This is a genomic window from Geobacillus sp. C56-T2 (genome assembly GCF_007829715.1).
GTDB lineage: Bacteria > Bacillota > Bacilli > Bacillales > Anoxybacillaceae > Geobacillus > Geobacillus icigianus.
Map to the genome: position 1 here is coordinate 18,596 of NZ_VJWB01000003.1, position 22,724 is coordinate 41,319.

At 45.7% G+C, this 22,724-nt stretch carries 22 protein-coding genes and 1 pseudogene; 6 read left to right on the forward strand and 17 right to left on the reverse strand.

Going from position 1 to position 22,724, the window contains the following annotated elements; genetic code table 11:
• Positions 1-56 precede the first annotated feature (56 nt).
• Positions 57-1,715 (forward strand): IS1634 family transposase, encoded by a 1,659-nt coding sequence (locus tag GC56T2_RS17545; RefSeq protein ID WP_144973931.1) that lies wholly within the window; start codon positions 57-59, stop codon positions 1,713-1,715.
• Between the two features lie 277 nt (positions 1,716-1,992).
• On the opposite strand, the gene GC56T2_RS17555 is transcribed toward GC56T2_RS17545, so the two are convergent.
• Together GC56T2_RS17555 and GC56T2_RS17560 are read right to left on the reverse strand one after the other, a co-directional pair.
• Positions 1,993-3,150, reverse strand: a complete 1,158-nt coding sequence (locus tag GC56T2_RS17555) for a DUF455 family protein (RefSeq protein ID WP_012301089.1) — start codon at positions 3,148-3,150, stop codon at positions 1,993-1,995.
• Between the two features lie 268 nt (positions 3,151-3,418).
• A pseudogene (locus GC56T2_RS17560) lies at positions 3,419-3,725 on the reverse strand (DDE-type integrase/transposase/recombinase); the annotation flags it as partial.
• Positions 3,726-3,976: 251 nt separating this feature from the next.
• Here GC56T2_RS17560 and GC56T2_RS17565 point away from each other — a divergent pair.
• Complete coding sequence (locus tag GC56T2_RS17565) at positions 3,977-4,891, forward strand: tyrosine-type recombinase/integrase (RefSeq protein WP_144977515.1); 915 nt, start codon at positions 3,977-3,979, stop codon at positions 4,889-4,891.
• A 467-nt stretch (positions 4,892-5,358) separates the two neighbouring features.
• Here the strand turns inward: GC56T2_RS17565 and GC56T2_RS18275 are convergent, their stop codons facing one another.
• From GC56T2_RS18275 to GC56T2_RS17640, 13 genes are all read right to left on the reverse strand, one after another.
• Positions 5,359-5,487 carry a hypothetical protein gene (locus tag GC56T2_RS18275; RefSeq protein ID WP_255211305.1) on the reverse strand — a complete coding sequence of 43 codons (129 nt, stop codon included), beginning with the start codon at positions 5,485-5,487 and terminating at the stop codon, positions 5,359-5,361.
• A gap of 425 nt (positions 5,488-5,912) precedes the next feature.
• Positions 5,913-6,128: a DUF3006 domain-containing protein gene (locus GC56T2_RS17575; RefSeq protein WP_008881774.1), complete on the reverse strand. Its 216-nt coding sequence runs from the start codon at positions 6,126-6,128 to the stop codon at positions 5,913-5,915.
• A gap of 11 nt (positions 6,129-6,139) precedes the next feature.
• Entirely contained in the window at positions 6,140-6,985 is an 846-nt protein-coding gene (locus GC56T2_RS17580; protein WP_011229479.1) for a ComEC/Rec2 family competence protein, read from the reverse strand.
• A gap of 1,193 nt (positions 6,986-8,178) precedes the next feature.
• A complete protein-coding gene (locus GC56T2_RS17590) occupies positions 8,179-9,498 on the reverse strand; it encodes a hypothetical protein (protein ID WP_063211346.1) in 1,320 nt (439 codons plus the stop codon).
• Between the two features lie 1,036 nt (positions 9,499-10,534).
• Positions 10,535-11,632: a thermonuclease family protein gene (locus tag GC56T2_RS17600; protein ID WP_255516163.1), complete on the reverse strand. Its 1,098-nt coding sequence runs from the start codon at positions 11,630-11,632 to the stop codon at positions 10,535-10,537.
• 2 nt (positions 11,633-11,634) lie between these two features.
• On the reverse strand, positions 11,635-12,705 hold the full coding sequence (locus tag GC56T2_RS17605) for a DUF4236 domain-containing protein (protein WP_068895938.1): 1,071 nt from the start codon (positions 12,703-12,705) through the stop codon (positions 11,635-11,637).
• 54 nt (positions 12,706-12,759) lie between these two features.
• Complete coding sequence (locus GC56T2_RS17610; protein WP_074044067.1) at positions 12,760-13,920, reverse strand: replication initiation protein; 1,161 nt, start codon at positions 13,918-13,920, stop codon at positions 12,760-12,762.
• Between the two features lie 1,077 nt (positions 13,921-14,997).
• The gene (locus GC56T2_RS17615; protein WP_011229516.1) at positions 14,998-15,567 is read right to left on the reverse strand and encodes a site-specific integrase; all 570 of its coding nucleotides are present in this window, start codon (positions 15,565-15,567) and stop codon (positions 14,998-15,000) included.
• Between the two features lie 181 nt (positions 15,568-15,748).
• Positions 15,749-16,219: a M15 family metallopeptidase gene (locus tag GC56T2_RS17620; RefSeq protein WP_011229515.1), complete on the reverse strand. Its 471-nt coding sequence runs from the start codon at positions 16,217-16,219 to the stop codon at positions 15,749-15,751.
• A gap of 19 nt (positions 16,220-16,238) precedes the next feature.
• Positions 16,239-16,385 (reverse strand): YvrJ family protein, encoded by a 147-nt coding sequence (locus GC56T2_RS17625; RefSeq protein WP_011229514.1) that lies wholly within the window; start codon positions 16,383-16,385, stop codon positions 16,239-16,241.
• Between the two features lie 64 nt (positions 16,386-16,449).
• On the reverse strand, positions 16,450-16,662 hold the full coding sequence (locus GC56T2_RS17630; RefSeq protein ID WP_041467679.1) for a DUF2922 domain-containing protein: 213 nt from the start codon (positions 16,660-16,662) through the stop codon (positions 16,450-16,452).
• A gap of 18 nt (positions 16,663-16,680) precedes the next feature.
• Entirely contained in the window at positions 16,681-16,902 is a 222-nt protein-coding gene (locus GC56T2_RS17635) for a DUF1659 domain-containing protein (protein ID WP_020961687.1), read from the reverse strand.
• Between the two features lie 141 nt (positions 16,903-17,043).
• The gene (locus GC56T2_RS17640; RefSeq protein ID WP_144977519.1) at positions 17,044-17,574 is read right to left on the reverse strand and encodes a competence protein ComK; all 531 of its coding nucleotides are present in this window, start codon (positions 17,572-17,574) and stop codon (positions 17,044-17,046) included.
• Positions 17,575-17,870: 296 nt separating this feature from the next.
• On the opposite strand from GC56T2_RS17640, the gene GC56T2_RS17645 reads away from it, so the two are divergent.
• The 4 genes from GC56T2_RS17645 to GC56T2_RS17660 all read left to right on the forward strand — a co-directional run bounded on the left by GC56T2_RS17645 (position 17,871) and on the right by GC56T2_RS17660 (position 20,659).
• Entirely contained in the window at positions 17,871-18,278 is a 408-nt protein-coding gene (locus tag GC56T2_RS17645) for a DUF6290 family protein (RefSeq protein ID WP_049752141.1), read from the forward strand.
• Between the two features lie 104 nt (positions 18,279-18,382).
• Positions 18,383-19,180: a ParA family protein gene (locus GC56T2_RS17650; RefSeq protein WP_011229510.1), complete on the forward strand. Its 798-nt coding sequence runs from the start codon at positions 18,383-18,385 to the stop codon at positions 19,178-19,180.
• Positions 19,164-19,457 carry a hypothetical protein gene (locus GC56T2_RS17655; protein ID WP_012820753.1) on the forward strand — a complete coding sequence of 98 codons (294 nt, stop codon included), beginning with the start codon at positions 19,164-19,166 and terminating at the stop codon, positions 19,455-19,457. Before GC56T2_RS17650 ends, GC56T2_RS17655 begins: the two co-directional genes overlap by 17 nt.
• 89 nt (positions 19,458-19,546) lie before the next feature.
• The gene (locus GC56T2_RS17660; protein ID WP_023634597.1) at positions 19,547-20,659 is read left to right on the forward strand and encodes a DNA cytosine methyltransferase; all 1,113 of its coding nucleotides are present in this window, start codon (positions 19,547-19,549) and stop codon (positions 20,657-20,659) included.
• Positions 20,660-20,685: 26 nt separating this feature from the next.
• Here GC56T2_RS17660 and GC56T2_RS17665 read toward each other — a convergent pair whose 3' ends face one another.
• Positions 20,686-22,317, reverse strand: a complete 1,632-nt coding sequence (locus GC56T2_RS17665) for an AlwI family type II restriction endonuclease (RefSeq protein ID WP_033845077.1) — start codon at positions 22,315-22,317, stop codon at positions 20,686-20,688.
• Positions 22,310-22,724: hypothetical protein (locus tag GC56T2_RS17670; RefSeq protein ID WP_255516164.1), on the reverse strand; the 415-nt coding region annotated here is incomplete at its 5' end. The genes GC56T2_RS17670 and GC56T2_RS17665, both read right to left, overlap by 8 nt.

Here is a 22,724-nt window from a genome sequence, read left to right on the forward strand (position 1 = left end):
TGTCCATCGTCGAATGAATCCTTGACATACAAGGAAAGTGAAGGAGTTTTTCTCTCATGAACGTTCAAGTCAAAAAGGTCTATCGTAATGATTATTTGAATATAATAAGTGCCCTATTCAAGAAACTGGGCCTGCCCCAATTGATTGACCATCTCGTTCCCGTTGATCCACAGTGCCAGACTCGAGTCAGCGATGCCGTTCAGGCCATCATCTACAATCTGTTTGACGGCCGGCAAGCCCTCGTTCACGTGGAACGATGGGCTCAGGAGATCGATCTAGAGAAACTCATCCGTCCCGGTCTCCATCCTTCCTGGTTGAACGACGATGCCTTGGCTCGTCATCTCGACCGCTTGTATGAGGCCGACATTCACAAGGTGATCAGCACTTGCTTGATTCACATTTATCGCAAAGAAGGCCTTTCCCTCCGAGCCTTTCACGCCGATACGACGGACAAGACGGTTTACGGCGCGTATGAATCGGCCTCATTAGAGGCTTTGCAGATCACACATGGCTATAACCGCCATCATCGTTGGCAAAAACAGATCGGCTTCGGACTGGTCGGCAACGAGGACGGCATCCCGTTTTACGGCGATGTGCACGACGGCAACCTGCCTGACAAAACGTGGAATCCGGAGGTGCTGTCCCGTGTCCACGAACAGCTCAAACAAGCCAAGATGGAAGACGAATGGATTTACGTGGCCGATTCCGCCGCGATGACAAAAGACACTCTGGCGCAAACCAAAGCGGCCAACGCCTTTTTGATCACCCGAGGCCCTTCGTCGCTTCGGATCGTGAAACGGGCATTAGCGGAGGCCGATTCGCCTCACATCCCGTGGAGCGAACCCTTTACCCTGGCGGAGAGAAACGGCGCCACGTACCGGGTATGGGAAACATCCTCCACCTATGAAGGCCACCCCGTTCGGCTGATCGTCGTCGAATCGAGTGCGCTCGACCAGCGAAAAGGAAAGACGCTCGAAAAAGAACGAACCAAAGAAGCGGAGCTTCTTCGCGAGGAACAAGCCCATTGGGAGCGCCACCCTTTCTCGTGCCGGGAAGACGCTGAACAAGCCTTGGCGTCCCTCAAGATGTCCCTTCGCCCACGGTTTCATCAGGTCAAGGCCGCGATCGAAGAGATCGTACGCCCGAAAAAACGGCGCGGACGGCCGAAAAAAGGGGCGGAACCCGAGATGGAGACGCGGTATCTCTTGCGCCTTGACGTCGAATTCGACCAAAACGCGTGGGAACAGGCAAGACGGAAAGCGTCCCGGTTTGTCCTCGTCACGACCGTTCCGGAGGAATGGAAGGGCCAACAAATGGATGCCCAAGAGATCTTGAAGCTATATAAAGGGCAGATCTCGGTGGAAATGAACTTCGCTTTTTTGAAAGACCCTTTTTTCACGGATGAGATCTATGTCAAAAAGCCAGAACGAGTTGCGGTATTGGGCTATTTGTTTCTCTTGGCCTTGGCCATTTACCGCGTCTTTCAGCGCCGGGTGCGCCAGTTCATCACACCCGAACACCCATTAAAGGGCGCCGGAGGCCGCAAGCTGACCCGACCGACGGGGCAGGCGATTTTCCAGCTGTTTCAATATGTGAACGTCGTCCTCCTGGAGCTGCCGGATGGACGCATCCAACGCTCACTGGATCGCTCCCTCACCCCTGAACAACGAAGGATTCTGCAGGGGTTGGGGCTGGATGAGAGCATTTACGTGTAACGTCATACGGAACGACCAGCGATGGTAAAAAAAGGATAGCCATCGCTCGTTGTGTTGGTCAAAAAGTTATTCTGAAAAACTAAATAAAAAATCCTTTGTTTTGACCTTGTTAGGGTGCGAAATGTGAGGCAGAATACGTTTTTCTCTTTTTTTCCATAAAAAATCCCCTCCATAGTTAGACAGTATAGCCTTTTTTTGCACTGTCTACTATAAGGGGATAATACCAAAAGGTCATTGAATCGATCTTTTGAAGCCAGCCTCTTTATTAGTTAATCTACTAGGACTGTTTTATGGTTTTTTCTACAACTTCTTTTGCTTTTGCAATTTGATCTTCACTCATTCCAGCCCAAATACGTTCTTTTTCTTGAACAGGCATTTTAGGACGGTAACCATGATGTATTAATTTTTTATAAGCATTGTCTAGGGTTATTAATGCTTGGTCTTTATCTCCTTTACATAAATAAATTAACCACTTACATCCTAATCGGACATGGCTTACTTCGTCTACAGTAATATAGTCGAATATTGCTGCTGTTTCATAATCCTTTAAATTAGCCATATATTCAGTAAATATAACATCTGAATCTAAACCATGACCTTCTTGAATCACTTGTTGGATCGCTATTTTTTCCGCTAAGTTTTCTCCTAGCTGTATTGATTCCCAAATATCAAGAAATATTGGGAGCATACCGTCTTTTCCTCCTAGCTCTTCTACACGTTTAATAAGCATTTCTGTATGTCTTGCTTCATCATAGCACTGTCGAGAAAGATCAAAATAAAACTCCCAAGGCATATCTGGATTGTCTGTTATAAAAGAAGAACATATTTCAATAGCAGAAAGTTCAACACATAGTGCTATTTGATGAAGTTTTACCATTAGTTTGTCACTAAGTTTTTCTGATCTAGGAGGGATATATTCTCTCTTCCTAATAAGTTCATACTTTTGATCTCGGTTTGGTTGATTTTTAAATTCTAATGGAATATCATCATTTACTCTTTCAAATTTGTTAGCCAATTCCACTGTATTGAGTAGCGTGTTTTTTACCGTTAATAAAACAGAGATAGAAGGATGATCTCTTAATCCTTCACTGTCTTCTAAATAATTATCTATTTTATCCAGATATTCTTTACACTTACTTGTTAGAAAGAAAAACCTTTTTTGAGCAGTATTTAAATTTTCTTTAATTATTAAAGAGGGAGGATTATTTGGTATTTTCTCCTCAGATGTAATGAGTTCTTTAATCCTAGTATCCAAATTATCTATACATATACCTAATAAATAGATTGCCCTTCCTGTAATTACCTTATGATTTGTAGAATAAAATGATTTTGGCCAATTGCAGACTTCCAAAAATAGTCCTTTTAACTCTGATTGAAGATTAGAGAAAAATTTAAGTTCATCAGAAACCATCCTTATTTTACTAATATTAGACACTATACTCACTCCTTATATTCCTACTTTGATTTGAGGTTTTAATTGGGAAATATTGAATCTAAATTTCTAAATTATATATATAGATAAAATTTATAAAAAATTACATGTGTTAAATAAATAAAAATACCCAATATAGTCAGAATAAAATTCCCTACTTACAATTTACGATAGAACTATAGTGTAAATGAGAGAATCTATGGTCCATGATTACGAAAGGGGAATTTTTCGTGACCAAAGAGAATGTATGAAAGGAGAATTTATCGACGATGATGACACGAGGCTTAGAATCGATAGCACGATACAGGTACATCCATTGTCCTTTTACTCTGATATAAGTTTCATCCACTCTCTAGGAATCTTGGTTGGCTTGAGGTGACGCCGGATTCTCTTATCCAACTCAGGACTATATTGATGCACCCAACGCATAATCGCTGTGTGAGCTATCGATAGACCTCTCTCTTCTATCATTTCCACCAATCACGAAAACTTAAGTTGTACCGTAGGTACTATCTCACTGTAGGAAGGATGATCTCAGACTGATAATATTTCCATTGGAACAAATTTTGGTTTTCCATCCTGATCGTTCCCCTTTTTTAGATAGTAGTATTAATATGTTCAAGTTTGACAGATTACTTACAATCAGACTAAGGTTCTTTTTTGTATATACTTGTTTTCTATACAATTAAACTAGCCATATAATTTACGTTATATGACTAACAACTCTATCTTTTTTATGATATACTCGTCATATAATGTTATTTTTTTAATCGATTATTTGCTCTTCGAATCCTTTTAAACTCGTCGTATAAGTGAAAGGATGGAAAAGATGCTCAACGAGTATGTCACTTATCTTCAAGAAAAGGGAGCTTCCCCGAACACGATCATCTCCTACACGAATGACTTGAATATCTTCTTCAACGATTTACATATTCGTCCAGGTGATTACGTCACGACGGCCGATATTCGCAAATGGATTCAGCAAATGTTGAATCCAGCCGAAGGGAAACCGTTGGCCATCTCCACGATCAATCGTCGCCTGAATGCGTTGCGGAGCTTTTATGCGTGGGCGGTCGAACATTATAAGCTCGAACAGAACCCAATGAAAGATATCCAGGATTTAAAATCGGCCGATGAAGACAACGAAAAAATTATGTGGCTGACAGAAGAAGAATTTGAGGACTTGTTGCATCGGATGCGGAAAAAACCGGTGCAAAGCCGGGGAGTCGATCCTGAAGAGAAATATCGTCGGGACCGTGCGGTAGTGTATTTGCTTACCTATGCGGGATTGCGAGTGGAAGAGTTATCCAATTTAAAATTAACGGACTTAGATTTAGAGATGAAACGAATTCGGATCGTGGGAAAGGGGATGAAGGTTCGGACGGTACCGATCTCGAATATCTTGTTGGCAGAACTGGAGGATTGGCTCAAGTTTCGTGCGGAAATGGCGAAAAAGAAACCGCATGTGGCCGCATCGCCATACGTCTTTTACAGCCAACGCTCGCCGAAGTTTTCGGTCCGAGGCATTCAGCGAATGATCGAAAGCTACAGCCTGCCAAATAAAAAACTGACGCCCCATATGTTTCGGCATACGTTTTGTAAGTGGATGTTAAAGGCGACGAACAATGACATCGAGAAAGTACGGAGGCTTGCCGGACATAGCAATATTGCCACAACGTCCCGATACTTAAAAGACAGCTATAGTGATCTGGCGGATGCGGTGGAGGCGTTGCCAAAGTTTTAATATTGTTGTATGTGGAAAAGGGAGAAAAAACAGCAATATATCAGGGTGACATTGTTGGTTTACTGGTTTGACCCCGGTTAACTCCGACGCCACCGAAAAAGCCGGAGGTCGATTTGTCCTGGCTGGCCGTGTCACCGCACACTCTGGGGGTCGTGTGGATGTCCTGTGTTGACTCTGGGATGTCCTCAGGAGGAGGCAGACGCCGCCACGAAGGATACCCATGGTGTCTCGTTCTCCCCCCATCCGGCGTTTCGTGACGTCAATGACATCACGCCCCTAATCCCGACGCTTACCGTCCGGCTCGTTTTGTGGGAACAAGACGGACAGTTGCGTCAAGGGGCGCTGGCATTATCCGATGATTCGGTGCCGTTGCCGCTCGATCGCGTCTCACTGAACCGAGACACATGTCGTCCGTCAAGGGCATCGATGAAGTCTTGTGTGAGCCGCTGTCCATACCGGAAGATTTGCTACTCGGCGGGGATGACAACCCGATTGACCGGCTGAACGCTGAAGAAGGCTTGGTATCCTTCGCCACACCGTTTGTAGCGCACTTCCACTTCCTCGCCCACACAGCCAAGGGGGCATTTCCGCGACATCCTATGTCTCCGACGCGTCCCTTGATTGAGTCTGCCCTGCATCATCCAATCCTACAAAGCCTCCCTTTCCCCAAAAACGTCTGTATGAGCGCATTAGGTCGGTTTTTAGCGGTGTTCTTCTTTTATCCAGTGATCCGGCTTTCAGCCATCGGACGAATGGATACCACGGGCAACAGACGCCCAGCAGTCGCCACGATAGCGGCCACTCGCTTCGTACCTTGATTGAGTCCACGATTGAGTCCACGAAGGTTGATCTTCTCCATCATTACAATGACGAGCCGCCAACCACCCATCATTAGTCGCCACACGCCTCTCACTGAAGGACAGAAGATGACTCTAACAGACAGGGGTTTCCCATGCCAGAGACAAAGAACGCCTCAGCGCTCCCTTGTTTTGGGAAAATCGTTTATATAAAAAATGAGGTGTTACTCCTCAAACACCTCATTCATCAACTCTTCAATCTCTTTCCACCGCTTCTCTGTTTCTTTTTTATCCACTCGGAACTTTCCGTTCTCTTGTACAATCACATCGCCGGCGCGGGCGTTTTTGGGTAGCTTGCTTTTCTCAATATCGATCATTTTGCCATCCTCCGCCTCACAAACTGCCCATTTACCCTCGAAGCGATCAATGATATATTTCATTTAACCACCTCTTAATAAATTGGTTTTACGTTGAAGGTAAGCGTTGTTCCGTTGGTTGTTGCGATAATCGTTCCTTGTTTGTCGGTACGGAATACCTTGACTTTATAAGATTTCAACCGATTTAAAACTTCCGATGTTGGATGGCCATAGGCATTCTTGCCAACCGAAATTACCGCATATGTTGGTTTTGCAGCTTTTAAAAGCGTTGCGCTGGTCGATGTTTTCGCACCGTGATGACCTACTTTCAACACATCAGCGCGCAAATCCTTTTTCGCTTTAACCATATCCGCTTCTGCTCGAGTCTCGGCGTCGCCTGTAAACAGAAACGACTTTTTGCCGTAGGTTACTTTCAAAACAGCGCTCCAGTCATTTGTATCGCTAGTGCTGTACGATTTTACAGGTCCAACAAACTTCGCAGTCACACCTTTGATTGGCAGAACAACATCTGCTTTAGCAACTTTGATGGTAAGTTTCTTATTTTTCACAGCGACCAAGAAATCTTTATATGCTTGCGTTGTATTACCGACTTTTGGAGCATACACACTTTTCACAGGGAAAGCCTTGAGAACCTCATCAAGACCGCCAATATGGTCGGCGTCTGGATGAGTCGCGATCATGATTTCGATGTCCTTTACCTTCTGCTTTTTAAGATAGGCGACGACATCACTGCCATCTTTATTTCCTCCATCAATGAGAATGTCCTCTCCATTTGGCGCTTTAATGTAAATACTGTCACCTTGCCCAACATTGATGAAGTGTACATACATGTTTTTTGGGGCTGCGTCTGTTACAATTCCCGGTAGTATTGCTATCATAAATACAATTACAGCTACCATCAGCATCTTGATTTTCCTCATTGAAAACTCCCCCTTTTACTTTTCAAGAAGATTATACCATCAATTGAGCTAAGAGGGAGTATAGAAAACAAACAGGAGGCGAAAAAATGTTCGATATTATTAGAAGACTAAGGTGTCCGGTATGCTCAAAAATTGTCCGCCCTAGCGATAAAGTGTTCTTGGATATAATCAATACAATCATCCACCAGAGATGCTACTATCAAAATTTGTCCCGTAAATTCCTCCCATTCAAAGACAAAGGAACATTTCAACATATGTTGCTGAAGTATCCGTTTTTACTTGATGATCATGATAATGAAAGTGTTTAATTTTTTGTCTGACAAAAAATAAATTAAGTTCGTTTTTTCAAGACACGATGATATGCTGTGTCCTCAGAATCCCCCGACCGGGGACACCCACTGTCCATATTGTCATGGGAGACACGTTTATTATTTCGGTCTGTCGCGATTCATTGTCCATCGTCTCCGGCGGCCGCTAATCCATCGGGACATCTGTCGCGACACATTCCACATCTTGTCCTCTGTCAGACAATTACTGTCTTGACTTAAGACAGGAAACAAATTTATGTCACCTGGTTGTCTTGTTGTTCATGATTCACCCTACTCCTTTTTGTCTTCACCAAGGACAAGTGAGAAAACAACAGGAGTGGCCGTTGTCCTCCGACGGAATGCTTTCGCGACACCTTGTCGCAACTGTATATCTTAGTTGCATAGATTTTTGATTGATCGAGGAACAGGGACACGATCCTTGTCCTCGTCTTTTATTTCAATACCGCCCTTCGCGTCATTCCAGTGTCCTCACCTTCATTCGCTCCCCTGATTCTAAGCAGAATTTTTATCTTATTGGTGAATTTGCATTGAGAATTATGTTCTAAATAATCATATCATCACCAATCAAAATCTAATCAATAAACCTATCCCCTTTATAATAACTACTAACTGGCATTTTCACCTTGCAGCTATGCGTCCAAAATCAATCTTTAAAATCCCTTTTACCATCCTTTTTGCGACGATCCGCTTGCATTTCACCCTTCATCGAAGTGAAAATCTGAAGTTTAAAACCCTCGGGACTCCCCCCACCAATCTAATGAGGTATTGGAACAAAACCAATTTGGTTTATTCTTTCTTTATGGTCGCGGGAGCAAGCAGGCTGACGCCCATAATATAAGGGCGACGAACCATTTCACGGGAACGTCAGTTCTTGACCAACCTCTTAAGCTGCTGGACACGCCGCACCGATATCTGAAGCATCATGGCCAGCTGCTTATTTGTCGCGTCAGGGTGTCGCTCCATTGCCTTCTGCAGTTGCCATGCCTTGTCCTCCGTTCGCTCCCGTTGTTCCTCGAGGTACTCCTCCCTTGTCTTCGCCCCTTGTCCCCGGCGCAACTCCCCTGTCCTCGCCCTGTCGCGTTCCCGTTTCCGCCGGCGCTTCTCATTGGCGTCAATAATGGTCTGCAAGTGTCGCTGTTCCTCCGGCGTGATGTCCAGCCATCGAATGATCGTAGAGTTCTTCAGATTATAGCCGGCGCCGGGATAGCCTTTTTTCCTCGCCTCCTCATTCGCCTTCGCATCATTCTTAGCCATCCACGCTTTCTCGGCGCTTTTTGTCGCCCGGATCACCTCTTTTTCAGACAGCGGCTCCTTAAATCCAGCGTTCAGCTCTATCATCTGTCTCAGCGCCTCATCGGGATCATCAGTGAGGCAACAACTCCAGTATCGATATAAAAAACAAAACAGCTCCCTGTATCCCTTCAGATCATAATTTCTAAGCTCCGCAAGACGAATCAAATCCAGTAGCCTGGCATAGTGCAGCGTCTGGATATTATGTAGCCGGACAAGTTTCCCTTTTCTTCCTTTCTTCCCTGTCTCCGCCCTTGTCAATTCCGGCAAGTACTCATATTGCAAGTCACGGAGGACATACCTGTCGCCGTGCCGGTACTCGACGACGACCTCCCTTTTGCTCTTGGAGTTGACCGACCCGTCGATCCGGAACACCCTGGTCGGATCCAGCGACTTCTTGTCCGCCCCCACATAGCTAAGTTGCTCATAAAAATAGTTCTCCACCGCCTTCCACAGCGGCAAGGCCTTGTACGGGACCGGCTCGATCAACCAAACGCATACGATTCCGCGACCCGAGAAAATGATGAGATTAGGTTCAGGCAAGATATTGTCATAGAATACCTCGATGTCCAGCTTCCCGACCACCCACTCCGGCTCATAGCCAATCGTATGGCAATCCACATCCACGTACAGAGCCCTCAGCTGCCTTATATTCTCGATTCTTCGTTGAGGCTTATAAAAGGTATTCTGGCTAAAATAGACGTCCTCTCCAAGCCATTTAGGCAGTTCTACAGCCAATTCGTTGGGCTGGTAGTGATACTGCCTCCATCCCCCATCCGGCTCCTTCTTCGCCAGCGTGATCCATCCTGAGGCGCCGCGGTGTTGAATCCATACATGCCGCTTTGCGCGATCCAAAGGGGAAATTTCCATATTCTCCAGCTTCAAATTCTCCACAAAACACCCTCCCTACATGGGAAACAACCGCATAGTCGCGCGGGTGCGAGGTACGATCATTATGCAGAAAGACAGCGGCCGTTTCTTCAAAATTTACACACCATTCAAATAGAAAAAGGGAAAATAAGAATGCCATGAGGATCAATCGAGGCCTATTGAATAGGAGAGGACTCTGGCGGTCTTGAATTTCGACACTTTATTTCAAAATCCTCCATTTATTTCAAAAATCGTAAAATCGATTAACAAAAATGCTCTTTTGGCTGCATTTCTTGGAACACCGGCGACCCGTAGTCTTTTGGGCCGGGAAGGGCGGTGTGATAGGCTGGACCGAGCCGGAAGGCGAGGGCTTCGGCGCTTGGGCTTGCAGTGGCTGAGCCTTTCCGGCTGCCAGCCGACCATCACACCGCCCCGGGGACCCGGACCAAAAGGAAACGGAAGCGCCGGTGCCACTGCACCTATCTGTCGCTATTCGTCGAAAAATAAACCTATATTTAACGTCAGACAAAAAAATAATACAAATCATTATTCACCGCGGCGGTGCTTTGATTCGCTTCTCGTCTCAGCTTCGCACGGCCGCGGGCAGCGGCGGGAAACTGGATTACGAGCGGCTTCTGTGAATGAACCGAGCGCCGGGCTTCCCCAGGCTCCGGCCGGATGGCCAGGGGCCAGGAGGCGGCCAGCCGGGAAGAGCGGCGCGGAAATGGAATCTTTGTTCGAACCACGAAACTTTTGTTTGTTGGAAGAAAAGATGAAATAAACGTTTATTTATTGTTTTAATTATTTTAATGTATACTCTATTATTTTTATCATCACTTATTCGTTTAATGATTTGTTGCTTCAAGCAGCGGTGCAATGCATTGGCTTCTTCGGTCACGCTTCGCACGGCTGCGGATGGATGAGCCAGCGAGCGGCTTCTCGAGCAAACCGAGCGCCGGGCTTCCCCAGGCTCCGGCCGGATGGCCAGGGGCCAGGAGGCGGCCAGCCGGGAAGAGCGGCGCGGGCCTATATGAAAAAGAAACAGCCCTAAAAAGGGCTGTTATCTCTCGCATGCATAGTTATCTTTGTCCCTGTCCATTCTTGGCTGATATGCTGGATGATCAGCCGGAACACCGTTAGGATACACTTTCCGTAGTTCTGTACAGTTTTTAAAGTACTCGACACTTTCTGATGACGAGGAAGTTCCAGCTTTAGTTGAACTACTTTCTGAACTAGATGAGTTACCTGAGCTAGATGAACGATTTGCTGGCGAATTGGACGATCTTTTTTCCGTTTCTTTTGGGTCGAAATCTCCTTTCGTTGTGCCGTATTCACCATACGCCCATAGCCCACGATTCGCCTCGCGTGCTTCCCTCGCAAACTTTCTAAAATAATCGGCGTATTTCACATCAGGCGGATAAGTTGATGGCTCAGCATACCCGTCAATTACTAGCTTGGCATTAAACATTTTGGAACGTATTTCATTTTCATTCATATCATCAGTCGGAACAGATAACCAAACGATTCTAAGCAACCGTCCGTATTGGTCTGTATCTGAAACGTCTTTTTGTAAATAAACTCGTTTGCCTTCTAGTTTTGATTTTGTATATTCGCTTGCTTCTTTTCCATACTCTTCTGTTCTAGTTGTCGATTCAGGAGTATTTACGCCAATCAAACGCACCTTTCTTCCATCTGACAGCTCAAAGGTGTCACCATCAACTACTTTGCCAACAACAACCGCCTGTAACCCAAATTTTTTAATCAAGGTTTGTAACTGATCTTGTTTTTGGGCCTCTTCATTGTTCTTGCTCTGCTCATTATCAATTTCTTTTGACTGCTCATCGTCATCCTTTTTCTCTTCTTGTTTCTTGTCTTTTTCTTTCTCAGATTCATCACTTCGCACTTTGACTGACTCTTGCTTTACAGCAACTTCTTTCTCTGATGTAGCATCATCGTTTCCAACGCAAGAACCTAACGCCAAGATCAAACCGATACTCAAGATGACAGCTGGTTTTTTCGATCTAGCCCCCAATTTTTTATTGACTGTCCACTCATAAATGCCCCAAATGGCAATAGCCATACCGATTAGAAAAAGTGGGTAGTTAACAAATAATGCGATTAAGATAATCAACAAAATAATTCCTAAGCAGCCTCTCATTTTCATCGTATCTCCTCTACTAGCTTGAAACCTTTTGTTTTCAAAAACTTCATGTTGTGTTCAAATTGCTCAATCGTATCGGAGCAGTCGATATGGGTAAAATCAATCACATCCATTTTTTCTTTTAGAAACACAACAGACAAAATGCATCCATACTTTTCTTCCGCAGGCGATTCATCGTAAACATTGACGATAACTTCTTGAACAGGGAGGAGATTAAAAAACTCCCTTGCGATTCTCAGCGTACAACTGCAGACGTAATCTTGATAAAGTTGTAAGTACTTCCCCTTTGCCATATTCTTTTCTGAAACCTTCCCTGTTTTTGTTAACGTGATCACCTTTTGGGGAACGACTTCTCGATTATTGATGTCCAGTCGAGCGATAACACGTCTGGACTGATCAAATTGGTATCGCACTCTGCTCCCCATTTCTTCAATATCTTCAAATGGTTTAGCGGTATCAATAACTTCACACCAAGCCTTTAAATCATTGGCAATCACTCTCTGAGCGATTCCCTTATTTTTCCCCCATTCTTCATAAATCTCCTCATCTTCCTTGATAGCTTGATCCATACGGCTTAGCATCTGGCGTTTTTTTGCTTCAACCCGGTTAAAAAAGCGATCTCGCCAAGTCGGTTTATACTCATCAATCTGTTTTTTCAACTCTTTTACGTTTGGTCCATCTTCTTCGCCAATACGAAACGGTGGATCTGAATTTGCAATCTCCTTCCAATAGACTTTGTCGTTTGCTTCTTCGTGAACAGTAAGCAACATATCAATGTGCGCCTCATACTGTTCCACCTTATTACGAGCTTCTTCCATTGCCTTTTCTTTCTGCTGTTGATACTTGATTTGCTCGTACCTTGTCCTTTGCGGTCTTTTTTTCCTCGTGCTATATATTTGTTTTTGATAAGAAATCCCGGTCCCTGGAATACTGCTACTAACCGAAACTCCTCTTGAACTCGTATTAACCCTGAACCCTTTCCCGCCAAAAGACATACTGACGCCTTTTTTACCAATATTCATTCTGACACCCGGTGCAATCTTAACACTTTTACGAAACCGCAACCCCATTTCACCATCCCCCTTTTATCCCCAAACAATGATAAAGGACATACTTTTTTCAAATCAAGGTAAATCCCTATCTTGACTTTTATACTTCTGCAATCTCTCTTCAAGCTCACGGCGCATCTGTTCGATGTCTTCATCCGTTTCCTTGCCTCCAGAGCTCTCGGCAGCAAGCTTCTCTTCATAATCTCGAAGCCAGTCCGGTACGATCTCTCGGCGGATAACTTTAGTACCGTTATGAACCGTCACCTCATTTGGGTCAATCCCGGCCTGGACCCGCTCGACCTTTTCATTCAAAAAATACGTCAGGAAAGCAATTGGTTCACGGATATCCGCCCGTTGCATAATGCGTCTTGTCGTTTGAATCAGCTCGCCCATCCAGTTATCACCAAAAGCTTTTTGCGCAAGCACTGCAATTTTGATGAACTGCTTCTCCGTTATGTACCGATCATATGCCTGTACCACAGCCAAAAATTGCAAATACTGATTATCTACCGCAACATCTTTTTTCTCTTCAATGGCTACTGGTTCAATGACCTTCTCCTTGATTTGAAAACGGAGCGCTACAACCTTTCGCTTTTCTCTTATCTCCTTATACACAAACGTGATATCTGTCTTCTCTGAAATTTCCTTATTGGCTGGAGTGAGCACTCGCTTTTTGAAGTTATGGTACTCTGAATACTTATCCCCCACTCCGACCATCATCCGCAAATCATCTAACTGAATTACCACTTCGCCCATATACTGCCAACGCTTCAAAAGTTCATACATGCGAATGGAGTAGGAGCTTTTTAATTCCATTACATTCTTAAGCCGATATGTCGTGAATTCTCTTTTCAGTTGCAAAAGGTATGGCTTTAAACGGGGATCAAAAGCCAAACTGACATAACCGGAATGTGCATCATACTCCACATATGAAACCCAACTCATTTGCTTAAGTTTCTGTCCTTCTCTAATCTCAAGGACCTTTCTCATTAAGTTCTTCGTGATCTCCCTCAGTTCTGTGTATTTTGGGCTCCCGCGATATCCTAGCAATTCGGAAAACTCCTGTATCGGCAACTTGTACATTTTAAAATCATCGTCATCTTTATGAATTTGACTGATCAAATACAAAATAATCTTCTGTTCCAATGTCGAAAGTTTGTAATTCGCCTCAATCAGCGCATTGGACTTCGTGACGGCGTTGTTATATTGCCGCTGCGAGATGGTCGGAGCTTGCATTATCTCATCCTCCACCTACTAAAATAGGAAAATAACACCTTAATTCTATTTTACAAGAAAACGATCGTATTAAAAAGTACATATTTTCATCCATGTACGCAAAACAATGAAAAGGTGTTTTAGCTTACATCGCGTACATTTATTTTTTTGTGTACTAAATAGACACCAAAAATGTACTTCAAGCACCAAAAGTGTACGCTGAAATAACCAAAAATGTACGAGATAAACACCAAAAGTGTACGCCTAACACCAAAAATGTACTGGATAGACACCAAAAATGTACAAGATAAGCACCAAAAATGTACGGTTGAAGCACTCAAAAAGCTTGATAAATCAAGGATCTTCCGACTCCTAAATATATAAAAGGTTAAAAGATATAAATAATTAAAAGTATATAAAAGCAGCAAAAGGAAGCCGCTGCAACTCGATACACTATGGTTTGATATCTTGCTAAAGAATAAAAATAAAAACGTCTTCTAGGCCCTGTACAGCTCGTCTGAGACACTTTTAATACTAGGTTGATAGTTTTATACCCCCTAAACAAAAAAAACGCCAAAATAAGCCGTTTAACGACGTTTTACGGCAATATATGATTTTCTTTCCGCGCCGGTGCTTTGAACAGCCTCTTGGTTCTGCTTCGCACGGCCGCGGGTGGTGGGAAAAGCTGGATCTCGAGCGGCTTCTCGAGCGGCCGAGCGCCGGGCTTCCCCAGGCTCCGGCCGGATGGCCAGGGGCCAGAAGGCGGCTGGCAGGGAAGACCGACGCAGGGATGGAATCTTTATATGAATCACAAAACTTTTGTTTATTGAAAGAAAAGATGAAGTAAACGTTTATTCCTTGTTTTATTTATTTGTATAAATTTTCATCCATTTTTAACATCGTTTATTTACTTAAAGGTTTATTGCTTCAAGTAACGGTGCGATGCATTGACTTCTTCGATCACACTCCGCACGGCTGCGGATGAATGGGCCCGCAGGCAGCTTCTTCGAATGAACCGATCGCCGGGCTTCCCTAGGCTCCGGCCGGATGGCCAAGGGCCAGAAGGCGGCCAGCCGGGAAGACCGGCGCGGGCTTCGTTCACAGATCAAGCCCTGCAGTGACTTCATCGATTTGCTCCTGCGTAATGCCGATGTAGCGAAGCGTTTCGGCCTGGCTGGAGTGATTGAGGATTTTTTGGATCATGGCCAAGTCCGTTCCTTGTTTGTATGCGAAATAGCCGAACGTTTTGCGCAGGGAGTGGGTGCCGATGCGATCCACAATCCCAACTGCTTTGGCGGCCCGGTTCAGGATGTAGTGGGCATGCTGACGGCTGATCGCCCGGCCTCCTTTTTGGCTCCGAAACAGCGGCTCGTCGCCGCGGGCGTGCGGCCGCTCCTGCGCTAAATACAGCTCGATCAGGCGGCGAGTTTTTCTGTTCAGTGCGACAACCCGAGTCTTTTTTGTCTTCTTTTCCACGATCTCAATGCGTTCGACAACGCCTTTTTGATTCCTCACATCCCCAACTCTCAGAGCCAAAATATCGCTGATCCGCAGCCCCGTATTGATCCCGATCGTAAAAAGAAGCTCGTCTCTCAACGACGAAGCACGCAAAATCTTTTTCATCGCTTCGATTTTTTCCCTATCTTTGATGGGCTGGACGGTATGCAAAATATGACACCCCCTTGTCCATGAGGGAGATGAGTAAGATTTTTGGACAAAAAGTGGGAGAGCGGCAAAGCGGCTTCGTGTTGCTTCCTTCAACGTATTTAACGTCAGACAAAAATCTGACATAACGTGCTTTTGTCAGATTTAAAAAAATCCCCTCCACTTCCGGAAGGGGCGAGACAGTCTATTTTTTAGCCACGACAGCGGCCGGCGGCCTTTTTCCCGCCCGCAACTGCGCAAGCGAAAGGCCAAATGTATATTGAAAATGGGGATAATCTTTAAAGCTCTTCCAATCCCCGCCCCATTCAAGGCCAAGCGACTTTCCGATCTGACCGACGCGAAACCACCGACGGTCGAGGCTCCAGCTGGGGATCAGCGTACCTTTGAAAACATTGCAGACACAAACGTCAAACGCCAATCCAAAATTATGATAACTGTATCCTCCACGGGCGTTCGTAACAATCCGTCCAGGTTTTGTCCGCCCAAGCGCATACAGGCGATTCTGCTCCTCGACGGTTCGAAACCCTTGCGTAATGATGATATAAATGCCTTCCTCATAAGCCTTTCGAATCAACGCTCTAGCTTTATCCGCCACCAACGGATGCAGCCCGGACAGCCTTTTCTCCGCCCGGAAAAGCAGCTCCACCAATTCCACTTCGAATTCCCTCCCATCATCAATTCTGCGGACCTCGGCTCAATGCGATAGTTAGATCTTGAATGGATTTGGTCAACTGATCCAGCTTCGTCTCCATCCGATACAGAAGATAGATAGAAACAAGGATCGGGAAGGAAACTTCACTGATCATCGAAAACAAATCCATTGCTTTTCCCCCTTTCAATGCTCAAAAACGGAAGGCGAGAAACCTTCCGTTCATGACAGATGCGTTATGGCAGCTGGATGTCTTGCGTTTCGCGTTCAATGATGCGGGCGCTCTTCGGGCTCACCAGCTCCCCGTTGCCGGTCATAAAAACATTTGCCGCTACGAGCTGGTTCATCACCGTTTTCACTTGCACCGGATCAACCGGCTCCTTGGGATAGCGGATCAAAATCCGCGCCGGCCCCGCTTGAGCGTTAAACGTCAGTTCCAACGTCTTCATTGTTCATTCCCCCTCTCATCATGCATTGATAATATGGCTGGTCAACGTCGTGCGCACGTACCGCAAGCTGCCGCTCGACAAGCTGGCGATGGCGGCGGCGGCATCGTAAAGCGATTGGACACTTGCGTCGCTCTTCACTCTGAAGGTTTGCGAGCGGATGATGTCCTTTCCGTCGCTGTCCTTTCCGGCGTAGAAGTCCAAAACAAGAGTGCGGCCCGACACCATTTCTGAAGCGGCCATTTTCCTACCTCCTTTCGATTTGCCAACATCATATCAACCGAGAACACCCATAGACAAAGACGATTTCAAAGCGAAAAAAGAAAAAAGCGGCCTCCAATGCCGCCGATCCTTCCGGTTTATTGCGATAAATCATTCATTTCACTACATAACCACCGTTTCACAAACTGCGCTGCCGTTTATCCATTGCCTGCGATGCGGTTCATGAATCTCCCCGTAGCACATCTCAATCCATTTTGCATTTTTGAGTTGGTCAATGCAGAACTTGCGGGAATGAAACACAGGAATCTGATGTCCGGAAAGAAGATGGATCGTGGTGCACTGGGGAGATCTTTGCCGGAACTGCTCAATCTCTCTTGACACAAACCACCCTACACGGCTTTGTCGGCCGACCGGCTCGCGAACGTTAAACGGAATGATGGTAAAGCCATACGACAATACGATGGGAACGAGCTGCTTTTTCCCCACCAACTCCCCATACCGATGGCGGTTGATCGAAATGCTTGTGCCAAAGAAGGTCAGAAGCCGCTTCAAAAACAGACTCGATTGCACGTCAAGCAGCTTAGTTTCCCCGCTCCTGAGAAAAAGTTTGACCGAATCCCCTCTGTTTTCCACGTTGACAGGGATAAACGCCTGGCCGGTATAGGCGAACCGCTTTACCTCTTTCCAGTCCAACTTTTTCCATCCCCCTCTTCCCCTTAACGCTCGGGGTGAAATTTGTCGAAAATATCACATTTTTAAGTACAATATACCCCTATTTGGCAAAAAAATCAAAATGACAAAACATTATCTTTCAGCTCGAAAACAGCGATTTTTGTTCTGAAAAACGCCGATTCGATTAATTTGTGCTTTGAAAGGCAAAATTGGCACTGGTATCTTAATTTTATGTCAGACGAAAAATGTTGAATTAGTGAAAGTCTGGAGGTATAATAAACACAAATAGTGTCGGACAAAAAATAGAGGTGATGGCGATGATGGAAGGAAGATGCTATGAGCGGCACGATTTTCAGGTTCTCGTCCTTCAGGAATTCGGCAAGCGGCGCCCTCGGTCCCCAGAGGAAACAAAGAGGCTGCAGGAAGAGTACCTCCGGCTTCTTGAAGAAATTCCCCGAATGTGGGAAGAATTCGTAGAGAAACATAAAAACATTTATGAGCGGTTCGGATACCTCGATGTTGTCGTCCATGATGATCTGCGCGTCGAACGCAAAAAGCTCCAACGTGGACGCCCAAAAGAAGAAAAGTCCAAGTCATATCGCATTACCGTGCGCTTGGACGACGAGCTTTACGAACTTCTCCAGAAATACTGTCAGACAAAAAACATGTCGGAGTCGGAGGCGGTGCGGCAACTCATATCGGAATTGAAGTGGAAGCGTTTCTAACGCTCTTATTTTTTGCAATCATTGAAGGAATCTATAAAATAACGTAGAATAAATCATATAAACAAAAGAAGAAACAAACCTTGGAAGAAAGGAAGGTGATATAAGTGGCCATCACCATCACCATGGGCATCCAGAAAGGCGGATGCGGAAAGTCCACGACAACAGGAGTCCTCGCCTATTTGTTGAGCAGGGACGGATACAGGGTTTTGGCCGTCGACATGGACTCGCAGGGGAATTTGACAGAGCTCCTTTCGCGAAAGCCATCCAACGAATTCACGGAGAAATCCGTTCTCGAAGCGATGCAGGAGAGGGATCCGGAGCCGTACATAGTCAAGGTCAACGACAGGTTGGATCTGCTTCCGGCCAACAACTTCCTGGCCACGTTCCCCCGTTGGATTTACACAGGGGAGACGTACCTTGGAAAATATATTAGGTATAAGGGAAAGCCGACCTTGATACTGGACGATACGTTGGACAAGATCCGGCATCGTTACGATTTCATTGTTATCGACACGCCGCCTTCGTTGAGCGAGCAGACGACAAACGCCTTGTGCGCAAGCCAGTATGTCATCATGATGTTCGAGTGCTCCAATTGGTGCTACTCGGCGGTCCCGAATTTTATGGAATCCGTTGAGGGAGCGAGGGTGCATGGGCGGCACAATACCAGGCTGCTGGGCATTCTCAGAACCATGAACGACGTCCGCCGCAACGACGCGAAGGCGTTCAATGAAATGATCGAGGAAGATTATCCGAACGAGGTGTTCAAAACGATCATCACCCGCAAGGCGCCGATCGGACGCCTGTCGCTATACGGCTTTGAGGAAAACAATGAGTTGAACCAGGCGTTGGAGCAGTATGAAAACTTCTACAAGGAGATGATGGAACGTGTCCAAAGTAGATGACATCAAAAACATGAAGCGCCAGCAAAAAGTCATCACGCCTACGCAAGTGCTGACCGATCCTGTAGGGGAGGAAAACAATACATCTTTAAACGAATATAACAACCAACCAAGAAAGGAAGATAAGAAAGTGGAGAGAAAGCGCGTTTCCTTCGATATTCGGACGGACCTGCACAAAGAGTTGAAGATGCAGTCGATTTTGCAGGAGAAGAATATCTATCTGTTGATTGAGGAAGCTGTTGAAAAATATCTGAATGAGCTCAAGAAGGGAGCCGAGTGAAGGCTTTAATTGAATTGCTGTTGTTTTTTTCAAAAATCCTCTATAATGTACTGACACGTTGATAATTCTTTCGCCACGGAGGTAATACAATGATTTTTCGCAAAGGAGAACTCTTCAGCGGTCCTGGAGGCCTTGCTTTAGGAGCCAAAATGGCGAGGGTGGTTGCTGCTGATGGCGAAGAGTTCCGCATTGAGCATGTTTGGGCCAATGACTACAACGAATCGGCATGCAGGACGTATCGACGGAATATCTGCGGCGATCCAGACGATCCATCCGTCATTGCATGCGATGTAAGGGAGCTTGACATTGAGCAGCTTCCCAGAATAGACGCATTATCGTTCGGTTTTCCATGCAATGACTACAGTGTTGTAGGAGAACACAAAGGAATGGATGGAGAGTATGGACCTTTATACACATATGGGGTCAAGGTCCTTAATATTCACCAACCAAAGTTTTTTGTGGCCGAAAACGTGGGCGGCCTGCAAAGCGCCAACGAGGGCCGTGCATTCATGCAGATTCTGAAAGAATTGTCCGAGGCCGGGAGAGGGTATGACATCGTGCCGCATCTATATAAATTTGAGGAATACGGCGTTCCTCAGATGAGGCACCGCATTATCATAGTCGGCATCAGAAAAGACCTGGATTTGAGGTTTAAAGTTCCTGCGCCGACTACTCCCGACAAGTATGTGACGGCGAAGGAGGCGATCACCAATCCGCCGATCCCAGACGACGCACCCAACCACGAGTTTACGCGCCATAACGCAAAAACAGTAGAAATGCTCAAACATATACCGCCGGGTGAAAACGCATGGTATGAAGGGATACCTGAGGAGTTGCGCTTAAATGTAAAAAAAGCAAGGCTGAGCCAAATCTACAGAAGGCTGCATCCTGATCAGCCCTCCTACACCGTTACAGGGAGCGGCGGCGGTGGAACGCACGTATATCACTGGGAGGAGCCGCGGGCTCTCACAAACAGGGAAAGGGCGAGGCTCCAGACATTCCCGGATGATTTTGTGTTTGAGGGGACAAAGGAAAATGTCAGGCAGCAAATCGGCATGGCAGTTCCTCCGAAAGGAGCAAAGATCATCTTTGAAGCCATTTTGAAGACGTTCGCTGGCATTCCGTATGAATGCGTTGAACCTAAATGGGATGTTGAAGAATTGTTTGGAACGGAGCAATTGGCCATTCCAGAGCTTGTGTAGAAGGGCGGAGGGAAAAATCCCTCGCCCTAGCTTGTCTCTTTTAATTCTCGAAGCAGAGCTTCGAGCGACTTGTATCCTTTGTTTTTGACAGCCTTGACAAACAGTTCGGCGCGGTCTTCCAATGGCACATCGTTCTCAATGCAATAATCAAGGAAGCCGAGCAAGGTTCTGGCTGTGACTAAAAATCCGCTGATGGGATTTCCGGTGATTCGCTTAGCTTTGTCCGATATCTTTTCCAGGTTGCGCTCCCCGCTGAAGTCGTTTGCGGTCACATAGCCGAAAAACGTTAGCTCTTTGCCTTCATATCCCGTGTAATTGGGGATGTATTCAGACGCCATATGTGAAGCCAAGGAAGAGGACAGTGGGAACTTTCCTGCATAGTTTTTGGCGTCAATGATGCCGAATTTGCTTCCTCCATACCCGGCGATGATTTCGATTTCTGTTCTTTCCCCGTTCTTGGCTTTGGGGCGCATTGCAACGTCAAACCCCAGCGCGCTGAATATTTGGCCGGTCTTGTCTTCAAACACCAAGTTGTCTTTTTCATTCAAGTAGGCCTCTACAAAATCGGAGTTGATCCCTTCAAAATCGTCCTTGCTTTCCACTATCTCATGAATGACCTTTTCAATGTCTCTCGGCGATAAATATTTTTGGAGGGCCCCAGCGATTTCCTCTTTCGACATCGATTCTATGGATGGAAATTGCGCAAGGATCCTCTCTGCTTTCGCCCGAAGCTTGCTGGAGTTTGCAGCTGGTTTTATATTGCCGTATCTGCTGGCCTTGTAGCTGTCGACATCCAAGCCGCTGTTTTCCGCCATGCGCTCGAGCGATATCATGTACCGTGTGTTGAATGGGTAGCGTTTTTCGATTTCAGCGATTTCCTGCTTAATTTCATTGATCCTGGAAGAATCGCCTTTCAAAGCCTTGCCGCGAATGTATTCGACCAATCCTGTGTAATCGCTGATGAGCATAAAAGTGTGGGCCACGTCGGAGTGGGCTTCGTAAAAGTCCCTCGCTCCTTTGTCTGATCTTTCCCTATGGTCGAACTTGGCGGCAATGTCTTGTTTCATTTCTTCTCTCTCGCGAGGGCCGGCTTTTCGGAACGCCAATATTTTATGCACGATTTCATCCAGCTGCGAGTCCTTTTGGGCTGTCATGGCAAAATAAGTGATCTCCTCTTTTGTTACATAAAAGTCCAATCTTTCGTCATTCGCCAACTTGATCAGAAACAGGACAGGGCGGATCCGAAACCCTTCGTCGAATTTTGGGCGGAATCCCGGCTCGAGAAAATAAGCGTTTGGATATTGGAGCGTCAAGACTTGTTTTCTTGTGTTTTCGTACACCTTTTCTCCCTGGATGAGCTTTTCTCCGACTTTTGTAAGGCGAATATATCCGTCATCATCTACATAGCAATAGGAGAAGGTTTTGAGCATGGCCATCCATGTGCGTCCTCCGGAACCGTCATGGCTGACGTTGTTTCTTTTGATCCCCATATTTGCGAGCTCTTCTTCATACCGTTTATGGACTTCTCTATTTCCCGCCCATTTCAGCCTGAAATCATCCGTCGCCTTCTGCAAAGCCAGCAATGCCTCTTGATGGAATCGGGGGTCTCTTTCCGGGCGTGTAATAAACCATACCTTTCTGGTGCTTTTCTTATTCATGGTCGAGCATCTCCTTTATTTCTGCGTAGATGTCTCTCTCTTCGATTGTAAATGGATCGACTTTTTTGGACTGGGTGGTGGAAAAATAAAAGTCCAGCGACTTGAAAAACTCCTTGTTTTCCTTGATCAGCTCAGTGATGTCGGCATCTGAAATTTGGTTGAGGATGCTGACGGCTTTCTCAATTTCATTGTCGATTAGAATTTTGGAATAAATGGAAATCTTATTTTCCCCGATAATCTGCTCCGCTGCGTGCACATAACGGATTATGGTGGCCACAGACGGGACCGACATTTCGTTGATGATTTTATTGAAGGCGTTGTCGGGAGCGCCAATATATCGGCTGATTTCCCGGTTTGCAATCCGATGCTGGGATAAAAATCTGTTGAAGTTGTCCATCACTTTTTTG